Origin of the sequence: Microbacterium hydrothermale (assembly GCF_004854025.1) — a bacterium.
GTDB lineage: Bacteria > Actinomycetota > Actinomycetes > Actinomycetales > Microbacteriaceae > Microbacterium > Microbacterium hydrothermale.
Genome location: NZ_STGM01000014.1, coordinates 1 through 17061, shown reverse-complemented (window position 1 = coordinate 17061; position 17061 = coordinate 1). Strand labels below are relative to the sequence as shown.

Annotated in this window: 12 protein-coding genes; 2 read left to right on the top strand and 10 right to left on the bottom strand. The window is 72.7% G+C overall.

Going from position 1 to position 17061, the window contains the following annotated elements; all coding sequences use genetic code 11:
* Nucleotides 1-102: 102 nt before the first annotated feature.
* The 5 genes from FB047_RS16685 to FB047_RS16665 form a co-directional block, all read right to left on the bottom strand.
* The gene (locus FB047_RS16685) at nt 103-1014 is read right to left on the bottom strand and encodes a helix-turn-helix transcriptional regulator (protein WP_136588329.1); all 912 of its coding nucleotides are present in this window, start codon (nt 1012-1014) and stop codon (nt 103-105) included.
* A gap of 89 nt (nt 1015-1103) precedes the next feature.
* Nucleotides 1104-2768, bottom strand: coding sequence for an alpha-amylase family protein (locus FB047_RS16680; protein WP_136588328.1), 1665 nt, complete (start codon nt 2766-2768; stop codon nt 1104-1106).
* 234 nt (nt 2769-3002) lie between these two features.
* Nucleotides 3003-3974, bottom strand: a complete 972-nt coding sequence (locus FB047_RS16675) for a LacI family DNA-binding transcriptional regulator (protein ID WP_136588343.1) — start codon at nt 3972-3974, stop codon at nt 3003-3005.
* 279 nt (nt 3975-4253) lie between these two features.
* On the bottom strand, nt 4254-5141 hold the full coding sequence (locus FB047_RS16670; protein ID WP_136588327.1) for a tagatose-bisphosphate aldolase: 888 nt from the start codon (nt 5139-5141) through the stop codon (nt 4254-4256).
* A gap of 88 nt (nt 5142-5229) precedes the next feature.
* Nucleotides 5230-6600 (bottom strand): FGGY family carbohydrate kinase, encoded by a 1371-nt coding sequence (locus tag FB047_RS16665; RefSeq protein WP_205823109.1) that lies wholly within the window; start codon nt 6598-6600, stop codon nt 5230-5232.
* Between the two features lie 38 nt (nt 6601-6638).
* Between FB047_RS16665 and FB047_RS16660 the strand changes: the two genes are divergently transcribed.
* Together FB047_RS16660 and katG are read left to right on the top strand one after the other, a co-directional pair.
* On the top strand, nt 6639-7898 hold the full coding sequence (locus tag FB047_RS16660; RefSeq protein ID WP_205823107.1) for an HAD-IA family hydrolase: 1260 nt from the start codon (nt 6639-6641) through the stop codon (nt 7896-7898).
* Between the two features lie 311 nt (nt 7899-8209).
* On the top strand, nt 8210-10522 hold the full coding sequence (gene katG / locus FB047_RS16655; protein WP_136588326.1) for a catalase/peroxidase HPI: 2313 nt from the start codon (nt 8210-8212) through the stop codon (nt 10520-10522).
* A gap of 47 nt (nt 10523-10569) precedes the next feature.
* Here the strand turns inward: katG and FB047_RS16650 are convergent, their stop codons facing one another.
* From FB047_RS16650 to FB047_RS16630, 5 genes are all read right to left on the bottom strand, one after another.
* A complete protein-coding gene (locus FB047_RS16650; RefSeq protein ID WP_205823105.1) occupies nt 10570-11130 on the bottom strand; it encodes a putative immunity protein in 561 nt (186 codons plus the stop codon).
* 113 nt (nt 11131-11243) lie between these two features.
* Entirely contained in the window at nt 11244-11975 is a 732-nt protein-coding gene (locus FB047_RS16645; protein ID WP_136588325.1) for an SDR family NAD(P)-dependent oxidoreductase, read from the bottom strand.
* Nucleotides 11976-12115: 140 nt separating this feature from the next.
* Nucleotides 12116-14914, bottom strand: coding sequence for an FAD-binding and (Fe-S)-binding domain-containing protein (locus tag FB047_RS16640; protein WP_205823103.1), 2799 nt, complete (start codon nt 14912-14914; stop codon nt 12116-12118).
* On the bottom strand, nt 14911-15951 hold the full coding sequence (locus tag FB047_RS16635; protein ID WP_136588324.1) for a 1-phosphofructokinase family hexose kinase: 1041 nt from the start codon (nt 15949-15951) through the stop codon (nt 14911-14913). The genes FB047_RS16640 and FB047_RS16635 overlap by 4 nt, the downstream gene beginning before the upstream one ends.
* Entirely contained in the window at nt 15948-16790 is an 843-nt protein-coding gene (locus tag FB047_RS16630) for a class II fructose-bisphosphate aldolase (protein WP_338095145.1), read from the bottom strand. The genes FB047_RS16635 and FB047_RS16630 overlap by 4 nt, the downstream gene beginning before the upstream one ends.
* Between the last annotated feature and the right edge of the window lie 271 nt (nt 16791-17061).

The following is a 17061-nucleotide window of genomic DNA, read 5'->3' as shown; positions in this document are numbered from 1 at the left end:
TCATCCCTGCGCCACGACCTCGTGGCGTCCCGGGAAGTATGCGTCGGCGACCCCGCGACGTCCGTCGACGAAGGCGAAAGGCTCCCTCGATGTCCGGTTTCGTCAAACGGGGTGCCCGGAGCGGACCTCCCGAGGCGTGCACCCGTAGTGCATCCGGAAGGCCCGGCTGAAGTGCGGGTGAGACGCGAAGCCGCACCGTCCGGCGATCTCTCCGATCGGCACGGTCCCGCGCAGCATGTGGAGAGCGGCCGAGAGCCGCCGCGTCCGGATCTCCTCGGCCAGACTCCGCTCCGCGGAGGAGAAGAGCCGACGCATCGTGCGATCCGTGAGGTCGAGACGGGCGGCGACGGACGCGGTGTTCAGTCGGGTGTCGTCGAGGTGCGCGTCGACGAAGTCGAGCACGATGCTCCGCCGGCCCGCCTCCGTCGACGCGAGCCCCGGAACCAGGAGCAACCGGATCCGGTCGATGAGGTCGTCGTCTGACGAGCCCGACGACGCGAGCCTCCCCATCACGCGACGATGGACCGCGCCCGCGACGAGTCGCATCGTCGCGGATGCGCCGACATCGAGCCGTCCCGTCGGAACCGCCTCGGTCGCGAGCAGGTGCGCGGCGTCCGCATCCGAGAACGCGATGACGATCTCGTCGACCCCGCCCCGGAACTCCCGGGAGAACGGCCGGTCGGTGGCGCAGACGACGGCCGATCCGGGGCCGTGTCCCAGGACCTGCTCGTCAGTGATCAGGCGCGCATCGCCCCGGCGGGTCAGGTAGATCGCCCGGCCGGGCTCGTCATGGGCGACGATGTGCGCGCGCGTGCGTCTCACGGCGTGGGGCGTCGCGACGACGTGGGCCACGTCGAACGGCCCGACGCGGGCGCTGCGCACGGTCGCGTCGAACGCTCCCGACCGCGGCGCGACGCAGGCCAGGCCGACGAGCGCACGTTCGTGGTGGGCCTCCCAGGCGCTGATGCGCCCGGCGCGACCCACTCGTCGGGTGGAGAACGTCTGCGGCTCCATAACCGTCCCATCGACCCTCGCGGCAGCAACGATGATGCCGATTCAGCCTATTCCCGTGAATACGCTCGCGCGAGGGTCCCGCGCATCTCTCAGGCGATCCGCCGCTCACCCGGCCGGATGACCCGCCACCATCGGTACCCGTACCCGTCGAGCGTCACCTCGAACCCGTCGCCGTCCAGGGTCTGCGCCCCGCCCGCGTCGTCGAGAAGATCGACGAGGCGCCAGGTCCCGGCATGCGCATCCGCATCCGCTCCCTCGATCCGCAGGCGGAAGGTGCGGCCGTCGGGGGCGAAGTTGTGCGCGGCGACGAGCATGCCCAGCTCGCTCGTGACCGAGTGGGCCAGCACGCACGCGTGGGGTTGATCCAGGATGCCGAGCTCCCCCCACCCGATCTCGGGGGACGCCCGGTACTGACGCACGAGGTTCTGCGTGAACCGCAGCATCGAGTCGGGGTCGCGCCGCTGCTGCGCGACGTTGACGTGCTCGGGCGCGAATCCACCGGGGACGACGTCGGCGATGAGGTCGTCCGCCCCCGAGAAGCCCGCGTCGATGTCCGCGGTCCACTGCATCGGCGTGCGCACGGCCGCGCGACTGCCCGAGATCGTGGGATTCTCGCCCATCCCGATCTCCTCGCCGTAGTACAGCACCGGCGCCCCGGGCAGAGAGAACATCAGGCTGTAGACCATGCGGATGCGGCGCGGGTCGCCCTCGAGCATCGACGGCAGGCGGCGCGTGATGCCCCGGCCGTGGATGCGCTGGCCCTCCTCGGGGGCGAAGGCTGTGAACACCTCCTCCCGCTCGTCGGCGCTCAACTGATCGAGCGTGAGCTCGTCGTGGTTGCGCACGAAGTTGCCCCACTGGTTGCCGCGGGCGATCGCGGGCCGCGACTCCAGCGCCTCACGCAGGGGCGCGGCATCCTGCCGGGCCAGGGCGAGGTACAGCCGCTGATTGGCGACGAAGTCGAACTGCATCGTGAGCTCGTCGCCGTCGGCGTCGCCGAAGAAACGCAGCTGCTCGTCGTAGGGCAGGTTGACCTCGCCGAGCATCATGGCGTGACCGCTGCGACGCGAGACGTATCCCCGCAGCGCGCGGAGGAAGTCGTGCTCGGGCCCGTCGTCTCCATCGATGAGGTGGGGCACGGCATCCACGCGGAAACCGTCGACACCCAGCTCGAGCCAGAAGCCGATGACCTTCGCGATCTCCTCGCGCACCTCGGGGTGGTCGGTGGCGAGGTCGGGCTGATGCCGGTAGAAGGAATGCTTGTAGTACTGCCCCGCGGTCTCGTCGAAGAACCAGACCCCGTCCTCGACGTCGGGGAACATGCTCGCCGGGGCGTCGTCGGGCACCTCGTCGCTCCACTGGTAGAAGTGCCGGTAGCGACTGTCGGGGCTCTGCCGCGCCTGCTGGAACCACGGATGCCGATCGGAGGTGTGGTTCACGACGAGGTCGACGATCACGCGCATCCCGCGGTCGTGGGCCGTGCGCAACACCTCGACCATGTCGCCGAGCGAACCGTAACGGGGGTCGACACCGTAGTAGTCCTCGATGTCGTACCCGTTGTCGCGCTGCGGCGAGGGATAGAACGGGGCGAGCCAGAGGCACGTCACGCCGAGCTCGGCGAGGTGGTCGAGCCGCTGCGCGAGACCGCGCAGGTCGCCCACGCCGTCGTCATCGGCATCGAGGTACGTCTCGACGTCGAGGTTGTAGAAGACGGCGGTCTTCCACCACAGGTCGCTGGTGTCGGTGAGCCTCACGACGCCACCTCCGTCCGAGCGGCGGGGCGGCGGTCGGGGTGCGGGGAGGTCGTCATCGGAGCCCTCTTCTCGGGAGCGGTGGCGTCTGTCCCTGTCTTTCCTACCGCCCGCGCCCCGACGGGTGAGCGCTCTTGCCCCGGGCGCGACGATGTGCGTCGGTCCGAGCCCGTCGACGGGACCGGCCCCGGTCGTCCGAGGGGCTCGAGCCGCTCGACCGCGCCGCGGAGAGCACGATCAGACCGCGCACGACTCCCGCTCGACGAGCGACACGTCGATGACCGTGACCTCGTCGAGGCCCAGGCCGGCGTCGGGCTCGAGACGCGCGAACACGCGCTCGGCGGCGAGCGCGCCGATGCGACGCGGGTCCTGGTCGATCACCGTGACGGCAGGCGTCAGGGTGTCGGCCATCGGGAAGTCGCCGAACCCGACGAAGGGCATCGGCTCGCCCCGCAGCACGTGCGCGAGCGCCATCGACGAGCGCGCGTTGGCCGAGAAGATCGCCGTGGGCGGCTCGGGCAGCGCCCGCAGACGCTCGAGGGCGGATGCCGCGGCCTCGCGCGTCGCGACCTGCGAGGCCACGAGAGCCTCGTCGACGTCGATCCCCGCTTCGCGCAGAGCCCGGCGCCAGCCCTCCACGCGCTTGGTCTCGGTGGAGAGGTGCACCATGTCGCCGACGTACGCGATGCGGCGATGACCGTGCGACAGCAGGTGGGTCGTCGCCAGGTGCGCTCCGGCCTCGTCGTTCTCGGTGAACGTGTCGGTGGTGAGTCCGACGGGAGCGCGGTCGACGAACACGATCGGGGTGTGCCCGCGCCAGCGCTCGAGCCACGAGTGGTCGGTGCCGACCGGGGCGATCACGAGCCCCGTCAGCTGGCGTCCGAGCAGGGACTCGAGGGCGGGCTTCTCGTCGTCGGGGTTCTCGCCGAGACTCGTGACGAGCGTCGACAGCCCGTGCCGGCGGGCGGTGTCCTCGACCGCGCGCGCGATCGCCGCGAAGAACGGGTCGACGACGTCGGGCACGGCGACGCCGATCACCGACGCCCGACCCGCGCGGAACGTCGTGGCCAGGGCGTTGGGCACGTAGTTGAGCTCGCGCATGGCCGCCTCGACCAGCGCGCGGGTGTCGGGCAGCACGTGCGGGTCGTCGTTGAAGACGCGCGACACGGTCTTCGTGCTCACCCCGGCGCGCTGGGCGACGTCGCGCATCGTGGTCACGAGACACCTCCGGGGTGCGGGCGGGTGGGGGCTTCGACTCGCAACCCTATCCGCCGCGCGCCGACGTCCGAGCGCGCGCCCGGCGCCGGGGAGCGGCGACCGGATGCCGCGCCCCCGCCCGTGGTCGCGTCCGAGACCATCCGGCCGGTCCCCCGGTCCACCCGCCCGGCACCGCGGCATCCGTCCCCCGCGTGCACCCGCGGAGAGCCGGTCCGACCGGGGTCGGATCCGGCCGGCGGACGCGACCGGCGCCGGGCGGGCGTGGTCATCTCAGCGTCCGTCGACCGCGTCGGCGAGCTCGCGCAGGCGGGGCAGCGCGCGACCCGAGAGGAGCTCCTCGCGGCGGTCGGCGTCGATCGAGAGGCTGTCCTTCCACAGCGACCGACCGGCCATGGCCCCCGAGGCGCCGTTGGCGACGGCCGTGCGCACCTGCTCGATGAACGTCTCGTGGTCGACGCCGGCCGAGAGCACGGCCCACGGCACGCCCTGGGCGGCCTCGGTCACGCGGGCGCTCGCCTCGGCGGAGCCGGGGTACTGCAGCTTCAGGATCTTCGCGCCGCACGCGACGGCCAGCGCGGCGCCGTCGACCACGAGGTCGGCGAACTTCGCCTGGTACTCCTCGTCGCTCTCGCCCTCGAGCTGGTAGGTGAGCAGCTCGACGATGAGCAGCAGGCCCTCGGCCTCGCACGCCTGCACGAGGTCGCGGATCTCGTGCGCGACGCGAGAGTCGGCGTCCTGCTTGTCGGGGCGGGTGTACCAGAGCATCTTGGCGACGTCGGCGCCCTGCTCGCGGATCGAGTGCGGCGTGGTCCCGGGGACGTAGCGCGTGTACTTCAGGCCGTCGACCGTCTCGGCGCCCGAGGCGTCGAGACCGACGACGAGGGCGGTGTCGCGGGCGAGCACGCCGTCGTCGACGATCTGAGGCAGCGCGACCTCGGGGTCGAGCAGGATCGCGGGGGCGTGGTTGGCGAGGTGGCGCACGAGGTCGGCCTTCACCTCGGCGAGCTCCTCGCGCGAGATGGCGTCGGAGCCGTTCGGGGCGTCCTTGATCGCGGCCTTCATGCCGTTGCGCTGGTCGGCGGCGACGATGAGCATGTGTCCGTCGGGGGTGCTGATCGACTGGAGCGCGCGGCGCTCGATGGTGGTGAGGGCGTTCATGATCTCTCTTCTCTGGGGTTCATTCGCGCCGGTCGGCGCGGGTGGTCTGTTCGCGCGTCGGGTCGCAACGGGCGCGGCGGGTGGGGAGTCAGGATGGGACGGATGCCGTGACGAGCCGCCGCGCCATGTCGGCGGCTCCGTAGGCGACGTCCTGCTCGCGGGTGGACAGGGACGGATCGGGCAGCACCTCGGCGCGGGCGCGGCGCACGGAGGCCATGCCCGCCCAGCCGCCGGTGAGCGTCGAGTGCGTGGCGGGGGCGACCTCGCGGTCCATGGCGGCGATCAGACGGGCGATCTCGTCGTTGCTGTGCCGCAGCACGGCGCCGAAGATCTCGGCGGGGCTCGCCTCGGTGTGCAGGGTCAGCCGCAGCACGCCGTCGTCGTTGCGGGCGCCGGCGACCTCGATCGCCCCGGCCGGCAGCTCGCCCTCGTAGGGCAGGGCCATGACCGCGGCATCCAGCTCATCGCGCCCGGCGCGGTCGCTGATCCCGGCCGCGTGCAGCGCCCGGCGCAGCAGCAGTCCGGTCTTCACCCCGGCGACGAGCACGTGCCGGCCGGGGACGACGTGGCGCACCTCGTTGATGAGCGCGTCGGCGAGGCGCTGCCGCGCCGCGAAGCCGAGGGGCGCGTCGAGCACCCGCAGCAGCACCTCGGCGGTGCCGAGCGAGACGTGGTAGCCGTCGGCATCCAGGGTTCCGTTGGCCTGGGCGGCGACGAGGTGGTCGTGCCCGGCGACGGTGAGCATTGCGCCCGCGACGCGGGGACCGAGATCCGCGGATGCCGTGCCCCAGGGCAGTCCGCCGCCGCGCAGGGGCGGCAGCAGGTCGGCGGTGATGCCGAGGGCGTCGAGCATCGCGGGCCAGGCGGCGCCGGAGTCCTGGTCGATGAGGCCCGTGCGCGAGGCCAGGGACAGCTCGAGCGCGATGTCTCCCCCGAGCGCGGCGACGACGAACTCGGGCAGGTCGAGCCAGCGGAGCCCCGCGAGGTCGGTGCCCTGGTCGCGCAGCCACGCGAGCTTCGCGACGCTGACCTGCGCGCCGAGCGGCAGGCCCGTGCGCCCGGCGAACTCCGCGCGGACGGCGTCGGGGAAGGCGGCGATCTGCTCCCACCCGCGCGGGTCGAACCACGCGAAGCCGGGGGCGACCGCGCGACCGTCGGCGTTGATCAGGATGCCGGTCTCGCCCATGCCGGCGACCGCGAGAGAGGTGAGCGGAGTCGAGGTCTGCGGCGCGAGCTCGGCGTCGACGAGGCCGATGAGCGTGCGTAGGGCGGCGATCAGGTCCTCGGCCTCGATGTCGGTCGTGCCGGCCTCGCCGACGCGCCACGGCGTCGGCACCTGGGCGCCGGCGATCTCGATGCCGTCGTCGTCGATGACGAGCATCTTGATGCCCGTGCTGCCGAGGTCGATGCCGCCGTGCAGGCGCTCCGACCCCCGCACCATGTCACCGGTGTCGTGCATGAGCGGCCGTCCTTTCCGGAACCTCTTCGAGTCCCGGAATGACGAGCATGACACCGGTGACTTGCTACGTCTATGGTGGGGGCATGCCGTCGTCGTGTCAAATACCCGATCCGCTCGCCGTCGTCGTCGCCGGACCCGCCGGAAGCGGCAAGAGCACGCTCGGTCGAGCGCTCGCGGCGGAGCTGCGAGCCGCCCTGATCGACCTCGACAGCGTGACCACGCCTCTGCTCGACGCGCTCCCGCCCGAGACCCTCGGCGGGCACTGGCTCACGTCGCCGCACGCGGGCGCGATCCGCTCCGGGCGCTACGCCGCCCTGCGCGCCACGGCCGCCGACGTCCTCGCGACCGCCGGACGCGTCGTCGTCGTCGCCCCGTTCACCGCCGAGCTCGCCGGGGGCGACGAGTGGCAGGCCCTGCGCGACGCGTTCTTCCCCACCGAGCCGATCGTCGTGCACGTCGACGGCGACCCCGCGGTGCTGGCCTCGCGTCGCGCCGTTCGGGGAGCCTCCCGCGACGCGCACCGCCCCGACACCCCGTCCGTCGCCCCCGCGATCGACGTCCTCAGCGTCGACGCGGAGCTCACGACGACCCAGCAGCTCGCGCGACTGCTCCCCGCGCTCGGTCGCAGGCGCCCGGTCGACCCCGGCGCGGCGATCTTCTCGCGCGAGTTCGACGCCGTGCTTTTCGACCTCGACGGCACGCTGGTCGACTCCACGGCATCCGTCGTGCGGTCGTGGCGGCGTTTCGCCGAGCACTTCGACGTGTCGATGCAGGCCCTGCACGCCAACCACGGCCAGCCCGCGCGCACGCTCGTGAGCCTGCTGCTCCCCGCGGAGCGTCACGCCGAGGCGCTCGCGCACGTGACCGATCTCGAGGTGAGGGATGCCGTGGGCCTGCACCCCATCCGCGGGGCCGACGTGTTCTTCGACGCCGTGCCCGCCGAGCGTCGGGCGATCGTGACGTCGGGCTCGGTGCCGATCGCCACGGCCCGCCTGGCCGCCGCCGGATACGACCGGCCCGCGGTGTTCGTCACGGTCGACGACGTCGTCAACGGCAAACCCGACCCCGAGCCGTTCCTGCTCGCCGCCGAGCGCCTGGGCGTGGATCCGTCGCGCTGCCTCGTCGTCGAAGACGCCCCGGCCGGCATCGCCGCCGCCCGCGCCGCGGGCTGCGCGGTGATCGCCCTCACCGGCACGACCTCCGAAGAGGAACTGACCGCCGACCTGGTCGTCGACGGATTGGATGCCCTGCGTATCGAGGCCACCGCAGCGGGGGCGCTGCGGCTCGTCCCGGCGTGATCGCCTGACCGTCGCGGCGGCACCCGACCAGCCGTCGGCCACGGGCGGGAACGACGCCCGCCGTCCGCCGCCGCGCGCCGGAAACGGCCCGCGCGCGAGGGTCATGGCCCCCGGGCGACCGCGCTCCTGAACGACGTCGGCCGCACACCTTACGCCAATAGGAACCCCTGCTGGGGATTCCCTTTGTTCCATAGCGCGCCGCGCTGCGGCTGCTTACTCTGGGCCCATTCGCGCAACTTCCCTTTCGTGATCGTGTCGCAACCGACCTCGGCGAAGTTGCCCTCCCCCGCTCGAGACCAGAAGGAGCACACATGAGCTCGGATGACGCGACCAACACCTGCAGCTACCACATGGCCGGCCGTCTCCCGGCGGGTGGCGATCACCTCGGCGGCACCTTCGGACAGGCGCCGAGCCTCGACAGCTGGTACCCGCAGCGACTGAAGGTCGAGCTGCTGCACCGCAACGGCGTCGCAGCCGACCCGCTCGGTGCCGACTTCGACTACGCGGCCGCGTTCGCCACGATCGACCTCGATGAGCTGAAGGCGGACATCAAGGAGCTGCTCACCACCTCGGTCGACTGGTGGCCGGCGGACTACGGCAACTACGGCCCGCAGATGATCCGCATGGCCTGGCACGCCGCCGGCACCTACCGCATCGCCGACGGTCGCGGCGGGGCGGGGACCGCGATGCAGCGCTTCGCCCCGATCGGCAGCTGGTGGGACAACGGCAACACCGACAAGTCCCGTCGCCTCCTTCAGCCGATCAAGCACAAGTACGGGAACGCGCTGTCGTGGGCCGACCTGATGGTCCTGACCGGAAACTGCTCGCTCGAGCTGATGGGCCTGCCGACGTACGGCTTCGCCGGGGGACGACTCGACGCCTGGGAGCCCGACGACGGCACCTGGTGGGGACCCGAGGTCTGGAACCCGCACAACGTCGAGAGCCCCGACGAGATGGTCAGCCGCGACGAACGCTGGCACGGCGAGAACGGCGACGCGGACTACGACCTGCAGAGCCCGCTGGCCGCGTCGCACCAGGCCCTGATCTACGTCAACCCCGAGGGGCCGTACGCCAACGGCGACCCGATGGGCTCGGCCCGTGACATCCGCATCACCTTCACGCGCATGGCGATGAACGACGAAGAGACCGTCGCCCTGATCGCCGGCGGACACGCGTTCGGCAAGAGCCACGGCCAGGTGCCCGCGTCGAAGATCGGCCCGTCGCCCGAGCTCGCACCGATCGAGTCGATGGGTCTCGGGTGGCACAACCCGGTGGGCAGCGGCAACGCCGAGAACACCTCGACCAACGGCATCGAGGGCAGCTGGACGCCGAACCCGATCCAGTGGGACAACACCTACCTCGAGAACCTGTTCGCGTACGACTGGGAGCAGACGAAGAGCCCGGCGGGCGCGCTGCAGTGGACGCCCACCGACCCGGACGCGCCGAAGACCCCCGACGCGCACGTGCCGGGGCAGATGAACCCGCTCATGATGATGACCTCGGACATCGCCCTGAAGGTCGACCCGGAGTACCGGGCCGTGTGCGAGCGCTTCCTGGCCGACTTCGACCTCTTCACGCTGGCGTTCTCGAAGGCCTGGTACAAGCTCACCCACCGCGACATGGGCCCGAAGCACCGCTACCTCGGCCCCGAGGTCACCATCGCCGACGACCTGCTCTGGCAGGACCCGCTGCCCGACGCCGAAGGCCCCGCCCTCGACGAGGCCGACGTGGAGACCCTCAAGAAGGCCGTCCTCGACACGGGGCTGTCCGTGTCCGACCTCGTGTACACGGCCTTCTCCGCCGCCTCCACCTATCGCGACAGCGACAAGCGGGGAGGGGCGAACGGCGGACGTCTCGCCCTCGCGCCCCAGAAGGACTGGGCGATCAACCGCCGCACCCTCCCGGTGATCGAGGCGTTGCGGTCCGTGCAGTCGGACTTCGCCGCCGCGTCGGACGGACGCCGGGTCTCGCTCGCGGACCTCATCGTCCTCGCCGGCACGGCCGCGGTCGAGCAGGCCGCGCGGGCGGCGGGCTCCGACGCCGAGGTCCCGTTCACTCCGGGCCGCGTCGACACGACGCAGGAGCTCACCGACATCGAGATGTTCGAGTGGCTCCGGCCGGTCGCGGACGGCTTCCGCAACTTCGTGTCCGAGCGCTTCGACCAGTTCGCCCCGGGAGTCGCGCCCGAGGCGGCGTTCCTCGACAAGGCGAACCTGTTCACGCTCACCGCGCCCGAGTGGGCCGTCCTGACGGCCGGCCTGCGCGTCCTCGGCGCCAACTGGGACGGATCCGACCGGGGGGTGTTCACCGATCGCATCGGCGTCCTGACGACGGACTTCTTCGTCAACCTGACCGACACCGATCTGGTCTGGACCAAGGACGACGACACCGCGTCGACCTTCACCGGCCGCGTCCAGGCCACGGGCGAAGCGCGCTGGCGGGCGTCGCGCAACGATCTCGTGTTCGGCTCGAACGCGCAGCTCCGCTCGATCGCCGACGCCTACGCGGGCACCGACGGGCAGGAGCGGTTCGTCCGCGACTTCGTCGAGGTCTGGTCGAAGGTCATGATGCTGGACCGCTACGACGTGAAGGGGCACAAGCGCTACGGCGCGATGGCCGCCTGACCCACGTCCCCGTGGAGGCGGCTCGGTGCCGCCTTCACGGGTGGGGCCTATCCGACCGAGCGGGCGCTCCCCGGAGGCGTGCCCGTGTCGTGGCCGCGTCGTGGAGGGATTTCACTCCGCTCTCGAATGGCCGAGTCGAGTTGCTGGATGATCTGTGCGACCCGGGAGCCACCCGAGGGGGCGGCGGGGTATCGACGCAGGATCTCGGGCACGGGCGCATGGGCCCGGTCGAGTTGCCGGCGGACTCCCTCGTGGTCCGTGCCGCCCGCTCTCAGCTCGGCCACCCGTGCGGCGAGGGCAGCCGCGCGGAGGATGTGTCCGACCTGCGACGCTTTCGCGATCGGGTGCAGGTAGGCGGCCGCTGCGGCATCGCCGCACGCGAGCGCGGCGAGCCGGGCCGTCTCCTCGGAGACGCTTTTCGCTGCCCGGTGCGACGCGACCGCGGCTGTTCGCTGCAGGTTCGATCGTGCAGCGCCACCGGCGAACGTGCGCGCCGCAATGATGGCCTCGCGCGGCCGGAGGTCGTTCGGGGCGACCGTTTCGAAAACGGGGAGCAGCTCCTCCGCGCAGTCGGATGCGAATCGGGCCACGGCGCGAAGCTCGTCCATCGTCAGATCGAAGTCCCCCGCTCGCATGCCCTCATTGTCCCGCCTGCGCGCTGTGATCACCCAGCGTCCCGAGGTGATCGTTCTGGCCGATGCATCCGGGGACACCCGCGGCACTAGAGCCCGCCGGCCACGCGCAGAGTCGCTCCCGTCGTGTATCCGGCTTCCGCGGACAGCAGCCACGCAACAGCTGCGGCCACTTCCCGAGGCTCGCCCGCTCGTCCCCAGGGGATGGACGCCGCAACCTTCGCGGGCCGTTGCGGGTCCTGATGGAAGTCGGTCCAGATCGTTCCGGGCTCGACGCAGTTGACGCGTATTCCGGCGCCGGCGAGCTCCTTCGAAAGTCCGACGGTGAGGGCTGCGACACCCGCTTTCGCGGCGGCGTAGTGAACGTAGGACCCGGGGCTGCCGATCGTCGATGCCGCTGATCCGATGAGGACCATCGATCCGCTCGTGCGCGACAAGTGCGGGATGGCCGCCCGCGCGGTCAGCACCGTTCCGAGAAGGTTGACGTTCAGATCCTGCGCGATGTCCCCCGGGTCCAGATCGGCGAGGGGACCGACGGCGCGAACAGCGCCGGCCGCTGCGACCACTCCGCAAAGGGGTCCGAGGGCCTCCCCTGCTTCGAAGAAGTCATCCAGTGACCGCGCGTCCGTCGTCTCGACCCGGGCGATCGCCGCGCGACATCCCGCCTCGCGCACGCGATCCGCGAGGGAGTCCGCCGCGTCGCGGTCCTCGCGGAATCCGATCAGGACGTCATGGCCGGAGGCCGCCACACGCTCCACGACGGCTGCGCCGATCCCCCTCGATCCTCCGGTAACCGCGATCAGCCCGTTCGTCTCGTCCATCCCCCCATCGTGTCAGTCCGCGCCGACGAGGGCGCCCGGTCGGACCCGCACGTGCGGTTGCACGAGGCGTGCGCGTCGGCACCCCATCCCGCGACCTCGGCCGCCTCGGGAGCCGTCGCCGACGAAGAGGGCTCCGTCTCCTACCGCGTCGCCCGCTCCAGCAGCTCCAGCACGTGCACGTACGACTCCCCCGTCGCCTTCGTCATCCCCAGCTCGCACGTGCGGTTGCACGAGGCGTGCGCGTCGGCACCCCATCCCGCGACCTCGGCCGCCTCGGGAGCCGTCGCCGCCTCGGTCAGCTCGGGGTGCAGCATCCCGCGGTCTCCCGCGTAGGCGCAGCAGCCCCACGCATCGGGCACCCGCACCTCGGTCGCGACGGCCTCCCCCACCGCGCGCAGCGCCGGGTCGATGCCCAACTGCTTCGACGAGCACGTCGGGTGAAGCGCCAGCAGCTCCGCCACCGGGGTCGCCGTGAGACGCGGGAGCAGAGCGGATGCCGCGAAGGCCACGGCATCCATCACCTCCACGCCCTCGTCGCGCAGGGTCGCCGCGAATCCCTCGGTGCAGCTCGACGCGTCGCACACGACCGGGAGCGCCCCCTCGCGCGAGGCCGTGCGCACCGCGGCGCGGACGCGCGCCGACATCGTCGCGTGCCCCTTCGCGTAGCCCTTCGACGACCAGGGCGTGCCGCAGCACATCGCGTCGATGCCGTCGGGCACCACCGCCGCGACCCCCGCGCGCTCGAGCAGGCGCGTGAACGCGGCGGTCGCGCCGATCCCGTCGGCGGGGCCGAACATGCTGCCCACGCAGGCCGGCAGGAACACCGCGACGGGCTCCGCGCCCGGAGCCCCGACGACGGAGCCCAGCGAGCGACGCGACGACCCTCCGCTCGGCAACTCCGCCGAGTAGCGCGGCACCGTGTCGGTGCCGAGCACCGCGCGGGCGGCATCCGTCACCGTCCGCACCGCCGGCGTCGGCAGCGCCGACGCGACCGAGAGCGCCGCGGAACCCGCTCGCGTGACCGCTCCCCACCCGGTCGCCGCGGCCGACCAGCCCGCGGCGAGCACCGGGTTGGCGTCTTCGCGGCGAAACCGCTTCATCAGCGAGCCCGTGTTGATGAGCACGGGGCAGGCCGTCTGGCACATGCCGTCGACGGCGCAGGTCTGCACGCCGTCGTAGCCGTAGTCCTTCTCGAGCTCCGCGGCCAGGGTTCCGTCGCCGCGCTCACGGGCGGCGGTCGACGCGCGCCGCACGACGATGCGCTGGCGAGGGGTGAGCGTCAGCGACCGACTCGGACACACCGGCTCGCAGTACCCGCACTCGACGCACCGGTCGGCCTCGGGCTCGATCGAGACGGGGGTCTTGAGGTTGCGCATGTGGACGGCGGGATCGTCGTCGATGATGACGCCCGGATTCAGGATGCCGCCCGGGTCGAGCACCCGCTTCAGTCGCACCATCACGTCGTACAGCTCGTCGCCGTACTGGCGTCGCACGTAGGGCGCCATCGCGCGGCCCGTCCCGTGCTCGGCCTTGAGGTTGCCGCCGGCGCCCAGCACGAGGTCGACCATCGCGTCGGTGAAGCCTTCGAACCGGCCGAGGGCCGTCGCCCCCTCGAAGCGGTCGGTGAGCATGAAGTGGATGTTGCCGTCCTTGGCGTGACCGAAGATCACGCTGTCGGCGTAGTCGAAGCGCGCGAACAGCTCCTGCAGGCCCTCGCACGTGTCGGCGAGGCGCTCGACCGGCACGACCACGTCTTCGAGCAGGGCGGTGGTGCCCGAGGGTCGCGCGCCGGCGACCGAGGCGTAGAGGCCCTTGCGGAAGGTCCACGCGGCCGCGCGGTCGGCGGCGTCGCTCGAGAAGACGGCCGGGTCGAGCAGCTGCTGCTCCGCGAGGACGCGCCCCCCGGCGTCGGCGAGCTCGCGCAGGACGGACGGATCGTCCGCGTGGTACTCCACGAGCAGCGCCGCCTGGGTGGTGGCCTCGAAGCCGTGGATCGCCGCGGGCGTGCCCGCCAGACGCTGGCCGACGCGGAGCGACGTGGCATCCATCAGCTCCAGGGTCGCCGCGCCCGTCGCCACCAGCGCGGGAAGCGAACGGGTGGCGGCGTCGAGCGTCGGGAACACCGCGAGCGTCGTCGCGATCGCGGGGCGGATGGGCACCGTGCGGAACGTCGCCTCGGCGACGAAGGCGAGAGTCCCCTCCGATCCCACGACGAGGTGAGCGAGCAGGGCCGCGGGGGTGTCGAAGTCCAGGAACGCGTTGAGGGCGTACCCCATCGTGTTCTTCATCGCGAACTGCCGCTCGATGAGGGCGACGCTCGCGGCATCCGACACCACGCGCTCCCGCAGGCGCATCAGCTCGTCGACGAGGGCGGGCTCGCGCTGGGCGAGCAGGCGGTCGGCATCCGGGTCCGCGGTGTCGACGACGGTTCCGGATGCCAGCACCACGACGAGCGACTCGAGGGTGCGGTACGAGTTCTCCGCCGTCCCGCAGGCCATGCCGCTGGAGTTGTTCGCGACGACGCCGCCGATCGTGCAGGCGGCCTCGCTCGCCGGATCGGGACCGAGGCGGTGGCCGTGCCGCGCGAGCCTCGCGTTGACCTGGCGCACCGTCGCCCCGGGCTGGGCGCGCACCCGGCGTCCGCCGTCGAGCACGTCGACGCGCCCGAACCCCTGCCGCACGTCGACGAGCAGCCCCGCGCCCGACGACTGCCCCGACAGGCTCGTGCCACCCGAGCGGAACGTCACCGGGGTCCGCGAGGCCGTGGCCGCGCGCAGGATCGCGCCGACCTCCGCCGCGTCGGCGGCGACCACCACGGCCTCGGGGGTGAGGAGGTAGTGCGAGGCGTCGTTGGCGTAGGCGACGCGATCGATCGCGCGGGTGCGCAGGCGCGAGGCATCGCCCACGGCCGCGGTGATCTCGGGCGCGAGGGTGCTCATGCGGTCTCCTGGGGTCGTCGAGCGGCGGCGGGCGCCGGAGCAGCATCCCCCTCAGCGGTCAGCACGCGGGAGAGGTCGGGCGAGGTCTCGACGAGGGCCCGGATGCCGAGCGGCGGACCCGCCACGACCGTCGAGGCGTGCGCGACGGCGTGCGCCCCCCACTCCGCGGCGCTCGCGGCGGCGACCGCGAGCGCGTCGGCACCCGCGGCGGACGCGGCCGGGGCGCGCGTGAGACCGAGCAGGAAGCCCGCGAGGGCGGCGTCTCCCGCCCCGGCGGTGTTGGCGACGTAGGGGGCGTCGGCGCGCGCGAACACCGCGCGGTCGCCGGTCACGGCGAGCAGTCCGTCGGCGCCCATGCTCGCGAGCACCGTCTGCACGCCCCGGGCGACGACCTCGCGCGCCGCGACCACGACGTCACCGAGGGTCGCGAGCGGGCGGCCCACGGCCGCTGCGAGTTCGTCGACGTTCGGGGTGAGCAGGTCGATGCCGGCCGGATCGGCCAGCAGCGCATCGAGCGCCGCACCGCTCGTGTCGACGGCGATCCGGGCGCCCAGCTCGCGGGCGAGATCGCGCACGCCCCCGAGGTCGACGATCTCCCCGGTGCCGGCGAGCTCGGGCAGGCTCCCCGAGATCACGAGCCACGCGTCGCCGCGGGTCGAGAGCTCCTCGCGCAGGACCGCGACCGTGGCATCCCACGCCTGCATCGACAGCGGCGGGGTCGGGGCGTTGACCTTGGTCGTGGCGCCGACCGCGTCGATGATCGACGTGTTCACCCGCGTCGCGCCGGGCACCTCGACGATCCGAAGGAGAGGGGCGGTCAACCCGCAGCGGGCGAACCGCACGTCGTCCGCCCCGAGCACCACCACAGCCGCGGTGTCGGCGCCGCCCGCGGCGAGGGCGGCCGAGACGTTGACGCCCTTGCCGCTCACCTCGCGCGTGTAGCTGTCGGCGCGGGTGAAGGTCGCGGGGCGCAGCGACGCGACGCGGTAGGTGGCGTCGATCGCTCCGGCGGCGGTGAGGGTGACGATGCGGCTCATGCACCGACCTCGCTGACGACCCGCCCGGTGATGACGTCGAGAAGGCGATGCACCTCGCCGGCGACGGCCGCGCGGCCGGGGGCGAGCCAGCGGCGGGGGTCGATGGCATCCGGATCCCGGTCCAGCTCGTCGCGGACGGCCGCGGTCAGGACGGTGTTGAGGTGCGTGCCGATGTTGATCTTGCGCATGCCCGCGCGCACAGCGCCGTCGATCCCGGCGTCGGCGACACCGCTCGAGCCGTGCAGCACGAGCGGAACGGGCAGGGCTGCGGCCAGCTCGGCGATGAGCGCCTCGTCGAGTCGGGCGCTGCGCTCGCGCATCGCGTGCTCGCTGCCCACGGCCACGGCCAGGGCGTCGACCCCGGTCGCCGCGACGAAGCGCGCGGCCTCGGCGACGTCGGTGCGCACGCCCGGCGCGTGGGCGCCCTTGCCGCCGATCTCGCCGAGCTCGGCCTCGATCCAGGCGCCGACGGCGTGCACGCGGGTGGCGACGGCGGCGGTGCGCTCGAGGTTCTCGGCATCCGACAGGTGGGCCGCGTCGAACATGACGGAGCGGATGCCGACGGCCAACGCCTCGTCGACGAGCGGCTCGTCGGTGGCGTGGTCGAGGTGCACGACGACGTCGACCCGCGCGGCTTCGGCCAGGCGCAGGGCGGCGGTGGCGGCGGGTGCGATCCCGCCGTGGAAGGCGATCGCGTTCTGCGAGAGCTGGAGGATCACGCCGGTCTCAGCGGCCTCGGCCCCCGCGACGACGGCCTCGGCGACCTCGAGGGTGATGAAGTTGAAGGCCCCGACCGCGCGGTGCGCGGCGAGCAGGTCGGGCATGTCGGCCAGCGGCACGGCGGTCTCTCTCTCCGCGCGCGGCGCGGGGTGGGGTCTGTTTCGCGTGAGTCGCCAGGGTTTGTCGCTTCGGGGGCTCCCAGGCGACGGTTCATGGCGACTCACGCGAGGGGTGGGCGATGCCGGGAGTGGTGTGCGGTGGGGCGTGAGTCGCCAGGGTTTGTCGCTTCGAGGGGGTCTGAAGCGACGATTCCTGGCGACTCACGCGGGGGAGGGTGGGGGGTGGATGCCGGGACCTCCGCGCGAGCGGGGGTCCCGGCATCCGGGTGGG